Genomic DNA, 15,855 nt, shown 5'->3' with positions numbered 1-15,855 from the left:
GAAGCCATGACCGCCACAATTCTTGAAAAAATCAAAGCCTACAAGCTGGACGAAATTGCCGCTGCCAAGGCCGAAAAATCGCAGGCAGAGGTCGAAGCTGCGGCCCGCGCCGCCCCGCCGGTCCGCCCCTTCGCGCAGAGCTTGCACAAAGCCTCCCGCGAAGGCTATGGCCTGATCGCCGAGATCAAAAAAGCCAGCCCCTCCAAAGGTTTGATCCGCGAAGATTTCGAACCCGCCGCCCTCGCCCGCGCCTATGCTGCGGGCGGCGCGACCTGCCTCTCGGTCCTTACCGACACCCCGAGTTTTCAAGGCGCGAAGGAATTCCTCGTCGAGGCCCGCGCCGAATGCGATCTGCCGGTACTGCGCAAAGATTTCCTCTACGACCCCTACCAGGTCGCCGAAGCGCGCAGCCTTGGTGCCGACTGCATCCTGATCATCATGGCCTCCGTCTCAGACGCGCAGGCCGCGGAACTTGAGCAAGCGGCAGATGAATGGGGCATGGACGCGCTGATTGAGGTTCATGACGCGGAGGAACTCGCCCGGGCCGAAAAGCTCAACAGCCGCATGATCGGGATAAATAACCGCAATCTCAACACCTTCGAGACCTCTCTTGATGTGACGCGCCAACTGTCAGAGGCCGTCCCTCACGACCGTATGCTGGTCTGTGAATCCGGCCTCTACACCCCCGCAGACCTCGCCGATATGGCTGTCTACGGCGCGCGCTGCTTTCTGATCGGCGAAAGCCTGATGCGCCAGCAAGATGTCGAACAGGCCACCCGCGATCTGCTCGCAAACCCGCTCGTTCCCGGAGGGATGTAATGGCGCTCACCCATTTCGACGCCGAGGGCGACGCCCATATGGTCGATGTCTCGGAGAAAGCCGTGACTTCGCGGGTAGCCAAGGCTGAAAGCTACATCAAGATGACGCCGGAAACGCTTGATATCATTACTGAAGGGCGCGCTAAGAAGGGTGATGTTCTTGGGGTCGCAAGGCTTGCCGGGATTATGGCGGCCAAACGGACGGCAGACCTGATCCCGCTTTGCCACCCTCTGCCGATCACCAAGGTCAGCGTCGAACTGACCCCCGACACCGCACTGCCCGGCATCCGTATTCTCGCCACCGTCAAAACTACTGGCCAAACTGGGGTTGAGATGGAGGCCCTCACTGCGGCCTCCGTCACCGCCCTCACCGTCTATGACATGGCCAAAGCGGTGGATAAAGCGATGGAGATTGGCGGCACGCGGGTCGTTCTGAAAGATGGCGGTAAATCAGGCCGTTACGAGGCGACATGATCAGCGTCGAAGCGGCTTTGGAAGCCGTCCTGAACCTTGTCGATCCTCTGAAAACCGAAGAAGTCGCCCTTCGCGGCGCCAATGGCCGTGTCTTGTCGCAGCCCGTGCGCGCGCAGCGCAGCCAGCCGCCTTTCGCCGCCTCCTCTATGGACGGCTACGCCCTGCGCCGCGCCGAAGTCGAACCGGATGCGATGTTCAAAGTTGTCGGCGAAGCCGCGGCGGGCCATGCTTACGTGGGCACGCTGCGAGCCGGACAAGCCGTGCGCATTTTCACCGGCGCGCCTGTGCCCGAGGGCGCCGATTTCGTGGTGATCCAAGAGGATGTGACCCGGCGCGGCGACCTTATCACCCTCGGCCACCATATTGACGACAAAGACAATATTCGCCCCGCTGGCGGAGACTTCACCAAAGGCGAAAACCTAACCGCCCCGCGCATTTTGCGCCCCGCCGATGTGGCGCTGCTGGCTGCGATGAACGTGGCACAGGTGCCTGTCACCCGCAAACCCATCATCGCGATCCTCGCCACCGGGGATGAATTGGTGCAGCCCGGTGAAAGCCCCGGCCCCGACCAGATCATCGCCTCCAATAGCTACGGCCTCGCCGCGATGTTCGAAGAGGCGGGCGCCGAAGTGCGCATGCTGCCCATCGCGCGGGACACGACAGCGTCGCTCAAACAGGCCTTCGCCTTGGCCCGCGGCGCGGATTTGATTGTCACCATCGGCGGCGCGTCGGTGGGTGATCATGACCTCATCGCGCCCGTGGCGGCTGAGCTTGGCATGGAGCAATCATTTTACAAGGTCGCGATGCGGCCCGGCAAGCCGTTGATGGCAGGCAAGATCGGTGATGCCGCGATGATCGGGCTGCCGGGAAACCCCGTTTCTGCAATGGTTTGCGGTGCGATCTTCGTGTTACCTATGCTACGGCGCATGCTTGGGCTGACCGTAGTCCATGCTGTCAAGCGCGAAGCCCCCCTTGGGCGCGAGATTGGCCCGAATGGGCCGCGTGCGCATTACATGCGCGCCTATCTTCGCGATGGCGCGCTCTACCCGGACGATCGGCAGGATTCGTCTCTTCTATCCGTGCTCGCGCAGGCTGATGCGCTGATGATCCGCCCGCCTAATGAACCGGCGCGCAAGGCGGGCGATTTGCAAAAGTACATTTTGATTTAACGCCAACCCACGGTTGACACAAAACAAGAACATCCCTAGAACAAAAGCAATAAAAGCTTCAGGGGCCGCGCGATGCTGACCAAAAAACAACTCGATCTGCTTTCTTTCATTCACCAACGCGTGCAGCGCGACGGCGTCCCGCCCAGCTTTGATGAGATGAAAATGGCGCTCGACTTGCGGTCGAAATCCGGCATCCACCGGCTGATCACGGCATTGGAGGAGCGTGGCTTCATCCACCGCCTGGCCCACCGCGCCCGTGCGATCGAAGTGGTCAAGCTACCCGAGAGCCTAGGCGGTGCGCCCGGTTTCGCCCCCCGCGTGATCGACGGGGATCGGCCCGACGCCCCGCCGCCGCCTGCGGCGCAACCGGTCACCGCGCATCACGCGTTCGATGTGCCGGTCATGGGCCGGATTGCTGCCGGTGTCCCGATCGAGGCGATCTCCCAAGTTTCCCATAGCGTTACGGTGCCCGGCGGGATGATCGCTGGTCAGGGGGAGCATTACGCCCTCGAAGTGCGCGGCGACTCGATGATCGAGGCGGGTATCAACGATGGCGATATCGTGGTGATCCGTGAAACCTCCGTCGCCGATAATGGTGATATCGTGGTGGCTTTGGTCGAAGATCAGGAAGCGACGCTGAAGCGTTTCCGCAGGCAAGGGTCTTCGGTGGCTCTGGAAGCCGCCAATGCCGCCTATGAAACGCGGGTGCTGCCTTCGGACAAGGTGAAGGTTCAGGGGCGACTGGTCGGGTTGATCCGCACTTACTGACTCTGCGGGCGGCTGTTCCACAAGCGTGTCCCGGCGCGGTCTTTCGCGGTGGTGACTTCCCGACCCTGCGCCGATTTGTTCAGCGCGATTGCGCCAGTTTTCCGCAGCCGCAGGGGATCGTAGACTTGGCAGCCCCAATCTCGGTCGGTCGCCATATCGGCGGACGCGACCACGACATCCTCGGGCTGGCAGCCGCTGAAGGCGGCGACCGCCCGTTTTCCTGACAGATGGATGATACCCTCCTCTTGGCCCGCCCATCTTTGGGCGGCCACGGCTTGATCCGCGCCGTCGCCATCATTCTCCAACCAATTGCGCGCGACGAAACCTGCGGCTTTGTCTTTGCTGAGCGCCCTGCCCGCCGGGGTCATGACGCCCACGAGCGTTCCCGTGTCGGCGACAAGCACGTCCGGGCGTGTGGTTCCTTGCCAGAGGGCGAAAGACAGCACGATCGCGGGCAGGCCGAACCAACGCAAATGCCCTTGCCACAGGACGAGCCAGAGAAACCCGAGTGACAGGAGCGGCAACACCCATCCCCCCGGCCCCGGCACGAAGCTGCGCGCGCCGGGCAGATGTGCCACTACATCCGCGACCGATAGGATCCACTCAAGGCCCAGACCCATCGCCCAAAGCGGTATTCCTTCACCGCCGAAGGGCGCAAGGATCGCCGCCAGCACTGCGGCGGGGATGACCAAGCCCCCCATCAAGGGAACCGAGAGCAGGTTCGCGACCAATCCGTAATGCGCGATCGTGTTGAAATGCGCGGCGGATATGGGCGCGGTGGCAAGCCCCGCAACGGCCGAAGAGATCACCACCGCGGCAACGGGGCGGAGACGTTTGGGAATGACCTCACCTTCGATATCGCGGATCCAGCCAAAGACGGCGACAAGCGCCGTGGTCGCGGCGAATGACATTTGGAACCCCGGCCCCATCAGCGCCTCTGGCCGCAGGGTCAGGACGATGATGCCCGCAATGGCGACGGCGCGCAGAGAGATCGCCCGCCGCCCGATCATCAGCGCGCATAGCGCCACGGCGCACATGACATAGGCCCGCTCGGTCGCGACATTTCCGCCCGACAGCGCGAGGTATCCGGTGGCGGCAATCAGAGCGGCCCCCGCGGCTATGCTTCGGCTGGGCCATCGGGTGGCGGTGACCGGATGCAACGCGAGAAGCAGGCGCGCTGCGCCGAAGACAACTCCGCTGAGCAAGCCCATATGCAGGCCCGAGATCGCCAATAGATGCGCCAAATTGCTGCTGCGCAGGTCTTGCAGGGCGTCTTGCGAAATGGCGCTGCGGTCACCGGTGGTGATGGCGGCGGCGAAACCACCGATATCGCCGGGAAGATGGGCGCGCACCCGCGCGGAGGCGGCCATGCGCAATCGGAAAAGGATCAACGCGATGCCCCCTTCCACAGGGTCCGCCATGCCCAAAAGCGGCACGCGGGTGTAGCCCACCGCACCCAACTCGGCAAACCAAGCATGGCGCTGGAAATCAAAGCCGCCCGGCTCGACCGGGCCTGCGGGCGGCGACAGATGCGCCGTGGTCATCACCTGCATGCCGGGCCGTGGCGTAATTGCGCCGGAGAGCGTCGAATGGAGTGAGACGCGAACCCGGGGCGGCGTGCGCGCGGGCGGCACCCGGTCCAACCGCACCTGATCGAGCGTCACGCGGGGCGCGTCGGACTGGCTTCGGTCAAGTGCCACGACACGCCCCTCGACCGGGCCATAGTAACGCCAGCCAAGAACCGGGGCCGCCACCGAATGCGCCCGAAACGCCGCCAGCAGCACTCCCAGCAAGACCAAAGCCGCGGCGACAGCAAAGGGGGCCGTGACCTCAGGCAGCGCTCGCGCGACGACCGCCAGCACGACCACGACACATGCGACCGCCGCCAACATCACCCCCGAAGGCTCAGCCCGCAGCGAAAAATACCAGCCGATCCCCAAGGCGAGGCAGACCGGCACCCAGCAAAATAGATGCCCGCGCTGGCGCAGCATCACGGCGCTGAACTGGTTCCAAAGGCCCATGCTTGCCCCCGCGGATCGCACTGGGTAGACAGGCGTCAAATCCTAGGACCGGGATGGTTACCAATTGGTAAACGCCGCTCCAAACACCATATCTCTGACCGAAAGGCCCTTCGCCATGAACGCCCCTGTTGTGACCCGTTTCGCCCCTTCTCCCACCGGGTTCCTGCATATCGGCGGGGCGCGGACCGCCCTATTCAACTGGCTCTATGCGCGTGGCCGGGGGGGTAAATTCCTGCTGCGCATCGAAGACACCGACCGCGCGCGTTCCACCCCCGAAGCGACGGCGGCGATTCTTCAGGGCATGTCGTGGCTCGGCCTCGACCACGATGGCGAGATCGTGAGCCAGTTCGAAAATGCCCCGCGCCACGCGGAAGTCGCGCAGGAACTGCTGGCCGCCGGCAAAGCCTATAAGTGCTTCGCTAGCCAAGAAGAAATCGCCGCCTTTCGCGAGGCGGCCAAGGCCGAGGGGCGCAGCACGCTCTATCGCTCCCCTTGGCGGGATGCCGATCCGGCGAGCCACCCGGACGCGCCTTACGTCATCCGCATCAAGGCGCCGCTGGAAAGCACTACCGTGATCCGCGATCAGGTGCAGGGCGATGTCACCATCCGCAACGACCAGCTCGACGATATGATCCTGCTGCGCTCGGACGGCACGCCGGTCTATATGCTGGCCGTGGTGGTGGACGATCACGACATGGGCGTGACCCATGTGGTGCGCGGCGACGATCACCTCAACAACGCCGCCCGCCAGATGATGATCTATGAGGCGATGGGCTGGGACGTGCCGGTTTGGGCGCATATCCCGCTGATTCACGGCGCGGACGGCAAGAAGCTGTCGAAACGTCACGGCGCCTTGGGTGCGCAGGATTATCAGGTGATGGGCTATCCTGCGGCGGGCATGCGCAACTACCTCGCCCGTCTGGGCTGGAGCCATGGGGATGACGAATTCTTTACCGATGCACAGGCGCAGGAATGGTTCGATCTGGACGGGATCCGCAAAAGCCCCGCGCAGTTTGACCTGAAAAAGCTGGAAAACCTCTGCGGTCAGCATATCGCACAGGCCGATGATGCCGCACTGCGGCGCGAGATTGAAGCCTATCTTGAAGCGGCAGGAGAGCCCGCGCTGACCGAAGGTCAGGCCGAGGCGTTGGAACGGGCGATGTACTGTCTGAAAGATCGCGCGAAGAAATTCCCCGAACTGCTTGAAAAAGCGACCTTTGTCTTGGCCGATCGCCCGATCACCCCAGATGAGAAAGCGGCAAAGAATCTCGATACGGTATCCCGTGGCATACTGTCGGAATTGACGCCGCAATTGCAAAATGCTAGCTGGAACAAAGAAACGCTGGAGGAGGTACTGAACGGCTTTGCTGCCGCGCATGACACCAAATTTGGCAAGCTGGCGGGGCCGCTTCGGGCGGCCTTGGCTGGCAGGGCAGTCACCCCATCGGTTTTTGACATGATGTTGGTGCTGGGGCGCGATGAGACCCTTGCCCGACTGACGGACGCCGCGGCCTAAGTTTTGGTTCACCACTTCTTTGGGCGGCAGGTATAACTGAACGGGACAGCCCCATATGGGGCTAGGCCCAGACGGCGGGGGCATCTCCGCAGCCTACATTCGGGAAGGGATTTCATGACCAATAACAATAAAACCGCAACGCTGACGATCGACGATCAAAGCTTCGATCTGCCGATTCACAGCCCCACTGACGGGCCCGATGTTGTCGATATCCGCAAGCTCTATGCGCAGGCGGGTGTCTTTACCTACGACCCGGGCTTCACCTCGACCGCGGCTTGCGACAGCACGATCACTTTCATTGATGGTGACAAAGGCGTGCTGCTGCACCGCGGCTACCCGATCGAGCAGCTGGCGTCGAAGTCGCATTACCTCGAAGTCTGCTACCTGCTGCTTTATGGTGAGCTGCCCTCTCCCAAGGCGCTGGAAGATTTCGAATGTCTGGTGACCAACCACACCATGCTGCACGAGCAGATGATGAACTTCTTCCGCGGCTTCCGTCGCGATGCGCATCCGATGGCGATCATGGTGGGCGTGGTTGGCGCGATGTCGGCCTTCTACCACGACAGCACCGACATCAACGATGAGCACCAGCGCGAGGTCGCCACGATCCGCCTGATCGCCAAGATGCCGACGATCGCGGCGATGGCCTATAAATACACCATCGGCCAGCCCTTCGTCTATCCGCGCAACGATCTCGACTACGCGTCGAATTTCCTGCGCATGTGCTTTGCCGTTCCGGCCGAAGAGCATGAGGTCAACCCGATCCTCAGCCGCGCGATGGACCGGATCTTTACGCTCCACGCCGATCACGAGCAGAACGCCTCGACCTCGACCGTGCGTTTGGCGTCGTCTTCCGGTGCGAACCCCTTCGCCTGTATCGCCGCTGGCATCGCCTGCCTCTGGGGTCCGGCGCATGGTGGTGCGAACCAAGCTTGCCTTGAGATGCTCAAGGAAATCGGCACGCCCGATCGCATTCCTGAGTTCATCGCCCGCGCCAAGGACAAGAACGACCCCTTCCGCCTGATGGGCTTTGGCCACCGCGTCTACAAGAACCACGACCCGCGCGCGACCGTGATGAAGGAAAGCGCCGACGAGGTTCTCGAACTGCTGGGCGTGGAAAACAACCCGATCCTTCAGGTCGCGAAGGAGTTGGAGAAAGCCGCGCTGGAGGATCCGTATTTCGCGGAAAAGAAGCTCTTCCCGAACGTGGATTTCTATTCCGGCATCATCCTCGAAGCGATGGGCTTCCCCACGTCGATGTTCACCCCGATCTTCGCGCTGGCGCGGACCGTGGGCTGGATCTCCCAGTGGAAAGAGCAGATCAGCGATCCGCAGCTCAAAATCGGCCGTCCGCGTCAGCTGTACCTCGGCGAGGACAAGCGCGACTACGTCGATATCGAGAACCGCTGAAGCGACCTTCAGAGACCATGCAAACGCCCCGGATTTCCGGGGCGTTTCGCGTTTCTCCCGCCACTGCCCGCAATACCTATGATTGAGGTTGTTGACCTAAGGGCAACAATGGCGCCGCCGTCGGGGTGACTGATTCCGCGCGCCCGAATCGCGAAAACCGGTGCCCTTATATGCACTGTCAGCAATGGCGTGAAAAATCAGTGAATGTTTCCAAGCGTTTTGCCGGACGCGAAACACCGGAGCCGAAAATACGGCCAAATTACGGCACTGTTTCGCACCTCGTGACAATGCCCCCGCCCCGCTTGACGGGATTCCCCCCGCGGCGGTAGCCTCCTTTCACGATGTCTTTTCGGGGTGGGAAGGGCATCATTGTGGCACTGCCGAAGGGGTTCGCTCTTTCGCAGTCCGGCCGGCGTCCACCCCATTGTAGACGCCCAGCAGTACAGCCGGGCCGCGACGAGAGGATGCAGGATGACCGCAATGGACCGGACCAAAGGGCTTCGCTGGGACTGCGCCACCGGTCTGACGCCTGCAAAGGCCGACGATGTCCCCGGCCCTCAGGGTGCGCTCGTCCCCGATACATTGCATGATTGCGACCAGATCGCCGTGGTCTATGACAAGGGCCAGACCCCGCCGCGCATCACCATCGCGCAGGTTTCGAACTCGGTCCATACGGTTTTGGCGGACGGCGTCGCTGTGGCGGTCGTGGCGCGGGCCAATGGCCCGGCACCTTCGGCCAGCGATGTGCTGCTGGTCGAGCGGAGCTGCTAGCGCTCAGCGCCCCTGAAACTTGGGGCTGCGCTTTTGGGTAAAGGCCGTCACCCCCTCGGCGAAGTCCTGCGACTTGCCGCAGCGGCCCTGCGCTTGGGCCTCCAGCGAGAGTTGATCCTCAAGCCCATTGTCCCATGACGCGCGGATCGCCTTCTTGGCCTCGGCATAGGCAGCCGTGGGGCCACCGGCCAATTGCGCGGCCTTGGCGCGCCAATGGGCATCGAATTCCGCATCCGGCACGGCCTGCCAGATCATCCCCCAATCATCTGCCTGACGGGCGGTGATCTTATCGGCGAAGAGGGCCGCCCCCATTGCCTTGGCCATGCCCATCTGCCGAGGCAACGCATAGGTGCCGCCCGCGTCGGGGATCAGGCCAATGCGGGTGAAAGCCTGCATGAAATAGGCGCTCTCGCTCGCAAAGACGACATCGGCGGCCAGCGCGATATTCGCCCCTGCCCCTGCCGCCGGGCCGTTCACGGCGGCAATGGTCGGCACTGGGCAGTTGATGATGGCGCGCAGCAGCGGGGCATATTCTTCGCGCAGCGTCTTCTCCAGATCGGCCACGCCGCCCGCACGGTCGGCCAAGTCTTGGCCCGAGCAAAAGGCACGCCCCGCCCCCGTCAGGACCACGACCCGCGCCGCGCGCCCGCCTTCGGTCACTGCATGGGTCAGCTCCGCCCGCATCTGCGTGGTGAGCGCGTTCATCTTATCGGCGCGGTTCAGCGTGATCAGCGCGACATCGTCGGTCAGCGCATAGGTGATCGTTTCATAGTCCATCTTGCTATCCTCGATTGCTTGGCCGCAGCATATCAAAGCAATGTGCCGCTGCCAGTGCAACGGGGCGTCAGCGGTCGAGAATATCGCGCAGGCGGGCTTCTTCCTCTGCCGAGAGGGGCGCTTCGCTTGGGGTTTTGCTGCGGGCGCGGCCGCGCAGATAGATCACGCCCAGCCCCCCGGCCAGCAAGAGCATCAGCGGCCCCGCCCCCCAAAGCAGCCAATTGGCCCCCGTCGCCTGCGGGTTCAGCAGGACATATTCACCGTATCGGTCGACGATGAAATCCACCGCCTCTGCGTCGCTGTCGCCCGCTACCAGCCGCTCGCGCAGCAAGATGCGCAGGTCACGCGCAAGGCTCGCGTTGCTCTCATCAATGCTTTCGTTCCGGCAAACGAGGCAGCGCAGACCTTGGCTCAACTCCCGCGCGCGGGCCTCCAACGCGGGATCGTCGAGCACTTCGTCAGGCTGCACCGCCCATAGGGGGCTGGCGAGCAGGGTCAGGATCAGCAGCAGCCGTTTCATTCCGCAGGCACCCCCGCCGGTTGCTTGCGCGCACCCGCCGCGACCCGGAAGCGCCGGTCGCTGAGGCTTAGCACCCCGCCAAGCGCCATGAGCGCGCAGCCGATCCAAATCCAATTGGTCATCGGCTTGATATAGGTTCGCACCGCCCAACCGCCGCCGTCCTGCGCATCGCCGATCACCACATAGACGTCCCGCGCGAGGTTATAGTCGATCGCCGCCTCGGTCGTGGGCATCTGCGCCACGGGGTAGAACCGCTTTTCAGGCCGCAGGGTCGAGATCACCGCGCCGTCCTGCGCCAGCGTAATCTCCGCCATGGTGCTGAGGTAGTTTGGCCCCCGAACCTCGCTCACATCCCGCAGGGTCAGCGTGTAGCTGCCCACGTCAAAAGGCTCACCAATCCGGGCCACGCGGATGTCATCCACGGCCCAAGCCATTAGCCCCGCGATCCCGGCCATGGTGACGCCCAGCCCGCCATGCGCCGTGGCCTTGCCCCAATCCGCACGCGGCAGGCGGCGCAACCGGCGCAGCTTGCCCGGGCCGCGCCCAAGACGTTGCATCACATCCACCACGGTGCCCATCACCAGCCATGCCCCAAGGAACAGGCCCACAGGCCCCAGCAGGCCGCGCCCGGCCTGCATGGCAAAGGCCAGCCCCCCAAGCGCCAGCGCTAGCAGGAAGGCATAGCGCAACGGGTAGAGCGCACGCATGATCTTGGCCCGTTTCCATGGCATCGCGCTGCCAATCGGCAGGATCAGCCCGAGCGCTACCATGAAAGGGGTAAACGCGGCGTTAAAGAACGGCGGCCCGACGCTGAGTTTTCGGTCGAGGAACATCTCAGCCACCAGCGGCCACATGGTGCCGACGAAGACAACGAAACAGGCCACTGCGAGCAGCAGGTTGTTCACCACGAGGGCCGTCTCGCGGCTCAGCAAGCCAAAGACGCCTTTCGCCTCCAGCGCCGAGGCGCGCAGCGAATAGAGCACCAGCGCACCGCCGGTAAAGACCCCCAGAATGGCCAGAATAAAGACCCCCCGCTCGGGGTCATTGGCGAAGGCATGGACGGAAGTCAGCAGGCCAGAGCGCACAATGAAAGTCCCGATCAGCGAAAAGCCGAAGGCGAGGATGGCCAGCAGAATGGTCCAGCTTTTCAAGCTCTCGCGTTTCTCGACCACAATGGCGGAATGCAACAGCGCCGCCGCCAAGAGCCAGGGCATGAAGCTCGCGTTCTCGACCGGATCCCAGAACCAGAAACCGCCCCAGCCCAGCTCGTAATAGGCCCACCAAGACCCAAGCGCGATGCCAATGGTCAGAAACACCCAAGCCGCCAGCGTCCACGGCCGCACCCACCGGCCCCAAGCCGCATCCACGCGCCCCTCAATCAGCGCCGCCACGGCAAAGCTGAAGGCCATGCTGAGACCGACATAGCCGAGATAGAGAAACGGAGGGTGGAAGGCCAAACCGGGGTCTTGCAAAAGCGGGTTCAGGTCTTGGCCATCAAAGGGCGGCGTGCCCATGCGCAGAAAGGGGTTCGAGGTGAAAAGAATGAACGCCAGAAAGGCCACTCCAATCGCCGCCTGTACCGAGAGCACCCGCGCGCGCAGGCGCGGCGGCAGGTTGCCGCCAAACCACGCGGCCATCGCCCCGAAAAGCGCCACGATCAACACCCAAAGCAGCATCGACCCTTCGTGATTGCCCCATGTGCCGCTGATTTTATAAAGCATCGGCTTGGCGGAATGGCTGTTGGCCACCACCAATTGCAGGCTAAAATCCGAAGTGACGAAGGCCCACATCAGCGCGCCAAAAGACAGGGCGATCAGAATAAATTGCGCCGCCGCCGCCGGTTCGGCCACCGCCATCAAGCCCGCGCGGCCCCGCCAAGCACCCCACATCGGCACCACCATCTGTACAAGCGCGACGCCAAAGGCGAGCACAAGCGCGAAATGTCCAAGCTCTGTAATCATGGGCCGGACTATAGGGGGCCGAAGCCCCCTAAGCCATGGCAAATCAAACGTGAAAAACGGTCAATCGGTCGCAGTCAGCCCCGGCTGCGACGCCAAGCATCAAGGGCCGCATTCTCCGACGGCGCGACCGCGGCGAGGGCCAGACAGCTGTCGGCACCGGTGTCGGCCACCTGAGGGCTGTCGGCGCGCATCTCGCGCAAGGTTTCGATATTCTCGACCACCTGCGGCACCCGGGCGATGGTGCCAACGATGGCCCGCTGAAACTCCTGCGATTTCACCTGCTGCCGCGCGCCGAAATAGAAGGAGACGATCACCCCCAACAACCACCAAAGCGGCTCGGGCACCAAGGCGATGCCCTGCATCCGTTCGGCGAACCACAGCGGATTGACCATGGCGGTGACGAAAAGCCCGAGCGTGCCGAGCGCCAGCATCGGGCGCGGCAGCCGGTTGACTCCATCCATGAAGCGGTCAAAGCCACCTTGCCGCGCTTGGGCGAACTCGGCCCCATATTGCGCCATGGCTTGGCCTTGCACCGCATGGGCGCGCTGCGCTCCGGCCTCGGCATTCTCGCGGAACACTTCGACCGTGTCCCGGATGACGTTCCGCTCACCGCCGAAGATTGCCGTGAAGATACGTTCGATCAGCCCCATTGTGCCACCCTCCGTGCAAAATCGGCCTCGCTCATGTGATAGCGCGGCGCGATGAACTCCTCCGCGCGCCGGATCCAGCCGCCCTTGCCCCCTGTCCGGCTGCGCGCGTATTTGCGGCTCGCGGGGCGGCGGTCAGCAAGGCGGAAGTAGTAGTTGCGCCGCGCGATGCCGTAAGCATCCACCAGATGATCCGGGGCGGCCTGCCAGGCGGCATGGGCGGCGCGGATCGTCTGCGGGCCGATGGCTCCGTCAACGGTGATGTCCTGCCCCATCTCGCGCAGCAGGCTTTGCAGGATTTTCACCGCGTTGCTGCCAGCGTTGACATACATGTCGAAAACGCTCGGCTGCAAAGGCGCGGGCAGTTCGGCGATACGCGGCGCGTTGAAGTAATGCCGGACAAAGATATCCACCGCCTGCGCGCGGCCAAGGCGGCGCACATCCGCCACATCGACCGCCCCATCGCCGGTCAGGTCCAGCCCCAAGCGGCGCATGGTATGGATCGTCACCCCGTATTTCGTCGCCCCGCCGGGGTCGTCGGGGTCATTCACAAAGCCGCCCTCGCGGACGACGATGGCGCTGGCGATCTCACGCACGGACTGCATCGCGGCTCTCCTGTTTTGCATGCAAACAGGCTCCGCCGGATTGGTTAACCGATGCTCACGCCCCCGCGCGTTGCGCAGCGGTCAGCCTTCGGATTCGCGATAAACGCCCTGCTCTTTCAGCGCGTCCGTCACTTCCTTAGGCATGTAGGTCTCATCATGCTTTGCAAGGATTTCAGTGGCTTCGAACACGCCGCCGACATAGCTGCCGGTGCCGACCATGCCTTGGTTCTCTTCAAAGAGATCGGGCAAAACGCCGGTGAAAACCACCGGAACAGAGGCCCCGCCATCGGTCACGGCAAAGCTTATCTGCTCCCCCTGCCCGCGCTTGAGCGATCCTTCTTCGACCAACCCGCCGATGCGGAACACCTCTGTCGGGCCGGGCGGCTCGGCGATGACTTGGCTCGGGGCGCGGAAATAGTTGATCCCGTCGCGCAGCGCATAGCCGATCAGTGCGGTCGACAGGACCAAGGCCACCGCCGCCACGGCGATGATCTGGATCCGGCGCTGTTTCTTGAGGCTCTTCATGGGAAGAGCGGGGCCATCATCAGCCCGTCGGTTTCTGGCAGTCCCAGCATCAGGTTCGCGTTTTGCAAGGCTTGCCCGCTGGAGCCTTTGGTCAGGTTATCGAGCGCTGCAACCACCGTCGCCCGCCCGGTCTGGCGGTCGGCCACCACGCCGATATGACAGAAGTTCGAGCCGCGCACATGCCGGGTGCTGGGCGCCTCGCCGAAGGGCAGCACTTCGATAAAGGGTTCATCGGCATAGGCTTTTTGCATTGTCTCATAGATCGCCTGCGCATCACCTTTGACATAGCAGGTCGCCAGAATGCCGCGGTTCGCAGGCACCAGATGCGGGGTGAACTGCACCTGCACGGGCCGTCCTGCAAGGGCCGAAAACTCCTGATCGAACTCCCCCAGATGCCGGTGTGTGCTGCCAAGCGCATAGCCGTGATAGCCCTCGCTCAACTCCGCATGCAGCAGGTTTTCCTTGAGCGAGCGGCCAGCACCGGAAACGGCGCATTTCAGGTCCAGAATGATATCGTCCAAGTCAATCACCCCCGCCGCGATCAGCGGGCGCAGGGCAAACTGCCCCGTGGCCGCATTGCAGCCCGTCCCCGCCACCAGCCGCGCGGCGGCAATCTCTTCGCGGTAGAATTCGGTGAGGCCGTAGACCGCCTCTTTCTGCTGCTCAAGGGCAGCATGTTCATTGCCGTACCACTTGGCATAATCCTCAGGGTCGCGCAGGCGGAAGTCGGCGGAAAGATCGACGATCTTCAGGTCTTTGGGCAGCGCCGCGATCACCTCTTGGCTGGTCTTATGCGGCAATGCGCAAAAGCACAGATCAATCTGCGAAAAGTCGATTTCATCAATCGTGACCAATGTGGGCAGATCGAGATGGCGCAGATGGGGAAAGACCTCGGCCATGGTCTGGCCGGCCTTGGAGTTCGCGCCCAAAGCCTTGATCTGCATAGAAGAATGGCCAGCAATCAGCCGGATGAGTTCTGCCCCGGTATAGCCGGAGGCGCCAAGAATGGCGATGTTCTGGGTCATGGTCTGTCCCCTTGTTCGGAACGAAATGTAATTGGAGTTCAGGCGGCGGTGAATGTGATCTGTCGTCGCAGGAACTGCGTCGCGCGGTCGCTCACCCGGGCGGGATCACCAGTGGTGAGAAAAGCCGCCTCACCCGTGCCTGTCATATCAGGATGCCGCTCAAGGTAATCGGCCAAGGAATCCGCCACCAACTCGGCCTGACTAAAGACTTTGACCTGCCCGCCCAAGGCCGCCTGAAAAGCCTCCTGCATCAGCGGGTAATGGGTGCAGCCCAGGATCGCCGCATCGGGGTTGGGCATCTTGCGCTTCAGCGCGTCGACATGGCTGCGCACCAGCGCTTCGGCAAGGATCATGTCGCCTTCTTCGATGGCATCGACCACCCCGCCGCAGGCCTGCGCCTCAACATCCACACCGATGGCGCGGAAAGACAGTTCACGCTGAAACGCGCGGCTTGCCACCGTGGCAGGCGTGGCGAAGAGCGCCACATGGTTAACCGCCACCTCGCGCGGGGGGGAGTTGTCGCCCCACTGCCGCTCGGTCATCGCTTCGATCAAGGGCACGAAAACGCCCAGCACCCGCTTGTCGCGCGGGATCCACCCCTCTTGCATCCGGCGCAGCGCGGCGGCAGAGGCGGTGTTGCAGGCAAGGATCACCAGATCGCAGCCCGCATCGAACAGCCGCTGCACGGCGGCGCAGGTCAGCTCATAGATGTCATCGGCGTCGCGCACGCCATAGGGCGCATGGGCGCTGTCGGCGAGGTAGACAAAATCCACCTCCGGCAGCCGTTCTTGCACCTTGTTCCAGACGGTCAGCCCGCCCAGCCCCGAATCGAAAATACCAACTGCCAT

General features: G+C 63.2%; 16 protein-coding genes. 7 read left to right on the top strand and 9 right to left on the bottom strand.

The features are described from left to right. The first annotated feature begins 6 nt into the window (after positions 1–6). The 4 genes from trpC to lexA all read left to right on the top strand — a co-directional run bounded on the left by trpC (position 7) and on the right by lexA (position 3,229). Positions 7–819, top strand: coding sequence for an indole-3-glycerol phosphate synthase TrpC (gene trpC, locus ACGYLO_RS15140; RefSeq protein ID WP_271687133.1), 813 nt, complete (start codon positions 7–9; stop codon positions 817–819). After that, positions 819–1,292: a cyclic pyranopterin monophosphate synthase MoaC gene (gene moaC, locus ACGYLO_RS15135; protein WP_271687132.1), complete on the top strand. Its 474-nt coding sequence runs from the start codon at positions 819–821 to the stop codon at positions 1,290–1,292. Before trpC ends, moaC begins: the two co-directional genes overlap by 1 nt. Then, positions 1,289–2,461 carry a gephyrin-like molybdotransferase Glp gene (gene glp, locus ACGYLO_RS15130; protein ID WP_271687131.1) on the top strand — a complete coding sequence of 391 codons (1,173 nt, stop codon included), beginning with the start codon at positions 1,289–1,291 and terminating at the stop codon, positions 2,459–2,461. Before moaC ends, glp begins: the two co-directional genes overlap by 4 nt. Positions 2,462–2,533: 72 nt before the next feature. After that, entirely contained in the window at positions 2,534–3,229 is a 696-nt protein-coding gene (lexA, locus tag ACGYLO_RS15125) for a transcriptional repressor LexA (RefSeq protein WP_271687130.1), read from the top strand. Here the strand turns inward: lexA and ACGYLO_RS15120 are convergent. Next, on the bottom strand, positions 3,223–5,250 hold the full coding sequence (locus ACGYLO_RS15120) for a ComEC/Rec2 family competence protein (RefSeq protein WP_394376868.1): 2,028 nt from the start codon (positions 5,248–5,250) through the stop codon (positions 3,223–3,225). The two genes, lexA and ACGYLO_RS15120, sit on opposite strands and share 7 nt — an antisense overlap. 115 nt (positions 5,251–5,365) lie before the next feature. On the opposite strand from ACGYLO_RS15120, the gene gltX reads away from it, so the two are divergent. The 3 genes from gltX to ACGYLO_RS15105 all read left to right on the top strand — a co-directional run bounded on the left by gltX (position 5,366) and on the right by ACGYLO_RS15105 (position 8,947). Beyond that, positions 5,366–6,766, top strand: coding sequence for a glutamate--tRNA ligase (gltX, locus tag ACGYLO_RS15115; RefSeq protein WP_394376867.1), 1,401 nt, complete (start codon positions 5,366–5,368; stop codon positions 6,764–6,766). Between the two features lie 114 nt (positions 6,767–6,880). After that, the gene (locus ACGYLO_RS15110; protein ID WP_067260690.1) at positions 6,881–8,176 is read left to right on the top strand and encodes a citrate synthase; all 1,296 of its coding nucleotides are present in this window, start codon (positions 6,881–6,883) and stop codon (positions 8,174–8,176) included. Positions 8,177–8,656: 480 nt separating this feature from the next. Then, entirely contained in the window at positions 8,657–8,947 is a 291-nt protein-coding gene (locus tag ACGYLO_RS15105) for a hypothetical protein (RefSeq protein ID WP_271687126.1), read from the top strand. A gap of 3 nt (positions 8,948–8,950) precedes the next feature. On the opposite strand, the gene ACGYLO_RS15100 is transcribed toward ACGYLO_RS15105, so the two are convergent. The 8 genes from ACGYLO_RS15100 to ACGYLO_RS15065 form a co-directional block, all read right to left on the bottom strand. Beyond that, on the bottom strand, positions 8,951–9,724 hold the full coding sequence (locus ACGYLO_RS15100) for an enoyl-CoA hydratase-related protein (RefSeq protein WP_271687125.1): 774 nt from the start codon (positions 9,722–9,724) through the stop codon (positions 8,951–8,953). Between the two features lie 67 nt (positions 9,725–9,791). Further along, positions 9,792–10,244, bottom strand: a complete 453-nt coding sequence (locus ACGYLO_RS15095) for a cytochrome c-type biogenesis protein (protein WP_271687124.1) — start codon at positions 10,242–10,244, stop codon at positions 9,792–9,794. Then, a complete protein-coding gene (locus ACGYLO_RS15090) occupies positions 10,241–12,205 on the bottom strand; it encodes a heme lyase CcmF/NrfE family subunit (RefSeq protein WP_271687123.1) in 1,965 nt (654 codons plus the stop codon). The genes ACGYLO_RS15095 and ACGYLO_RS15090 overlap by 4 nt, the downstream gene beginning before the upstream one ends. A gap of 74 nt (positions 12,206–12,279) precedes the next feature. Continuing rightward, positions 12,280–12,855, bottom strand: a complete 576-nt coding sequence (locus tag ACGYLO_RS15085; RefSeq protein WP_271687122.1) for a holin family protein — start codon at positions 12,853–12,855, stop codon at positions 12,280–12,282. Next, a complete protein-coding gene (locus ACGYLO_RS15080) occupies positions 12,846–13,457 on the bottom strand; it encodes a holin-associated N-acetylmuramidase (RefSeq protein WP_271687121.1) in 612 nt (203 codons plus the stop codon). Before ACGYLO_RS15080 ends, ACGYLO_RS15085 begins: the two co-directional genes overlap by 10 nt. Before the next feature lie 81 nt (positions 13,458–13,538). Next, complete coding sequence (gene ccmE / locus ACGYLO_RS15075; RefSeq protein WP_067260705.1) at positions 13,539–13,982, bottom strand: cytochrome c maturation protein CcmE; 444 nt, start codon at positions 13,980–13,982, stop codon at positions 13,539–13,541. Continuing rightward, the gene (argC, locus tag ACGYLO_RS15070) at positions 13,979–15,007 is read right to left on the bottom strand and encodes an N-acetyl-gamma-glutamyl-phosphate reductase (RefSeq protein ID WP_271687120.1); all 1,029 of its coding nucleotides are present in this window, start codon (positions 15,005–15,007) and stop codon (positions 13,979–13,981) included. Before argC ends, ccmE begins: the two co-directional genes overlap by 4 nt. Before the next feature lie 38 nt (positions 15,008–15,045). Beyond that, entirely contained in the window at positions 15,046–15,855 is an 810-nt protein-coding gene (locus ACGYLO_RS15065) for a glutamate racemase (protein WP_067260710.1), read from the bottom strand.

The organism is Sulfitobacter sp. 1A13353 (assembly GCF_043557255.1).
Taxonomy (GTDB): Bacteria; Pseudomonadota; Alphaproteobacteria; order Rhodobacterales; family Rhodobacteraceae; genus Sulfitobacter; species Sulfitobacter faviae.
The sequence above is the reverse complement of the archived record's forward strand: the minus strand, read 5'-3'. Positions and strand labels throughout refer to the sequence as shown.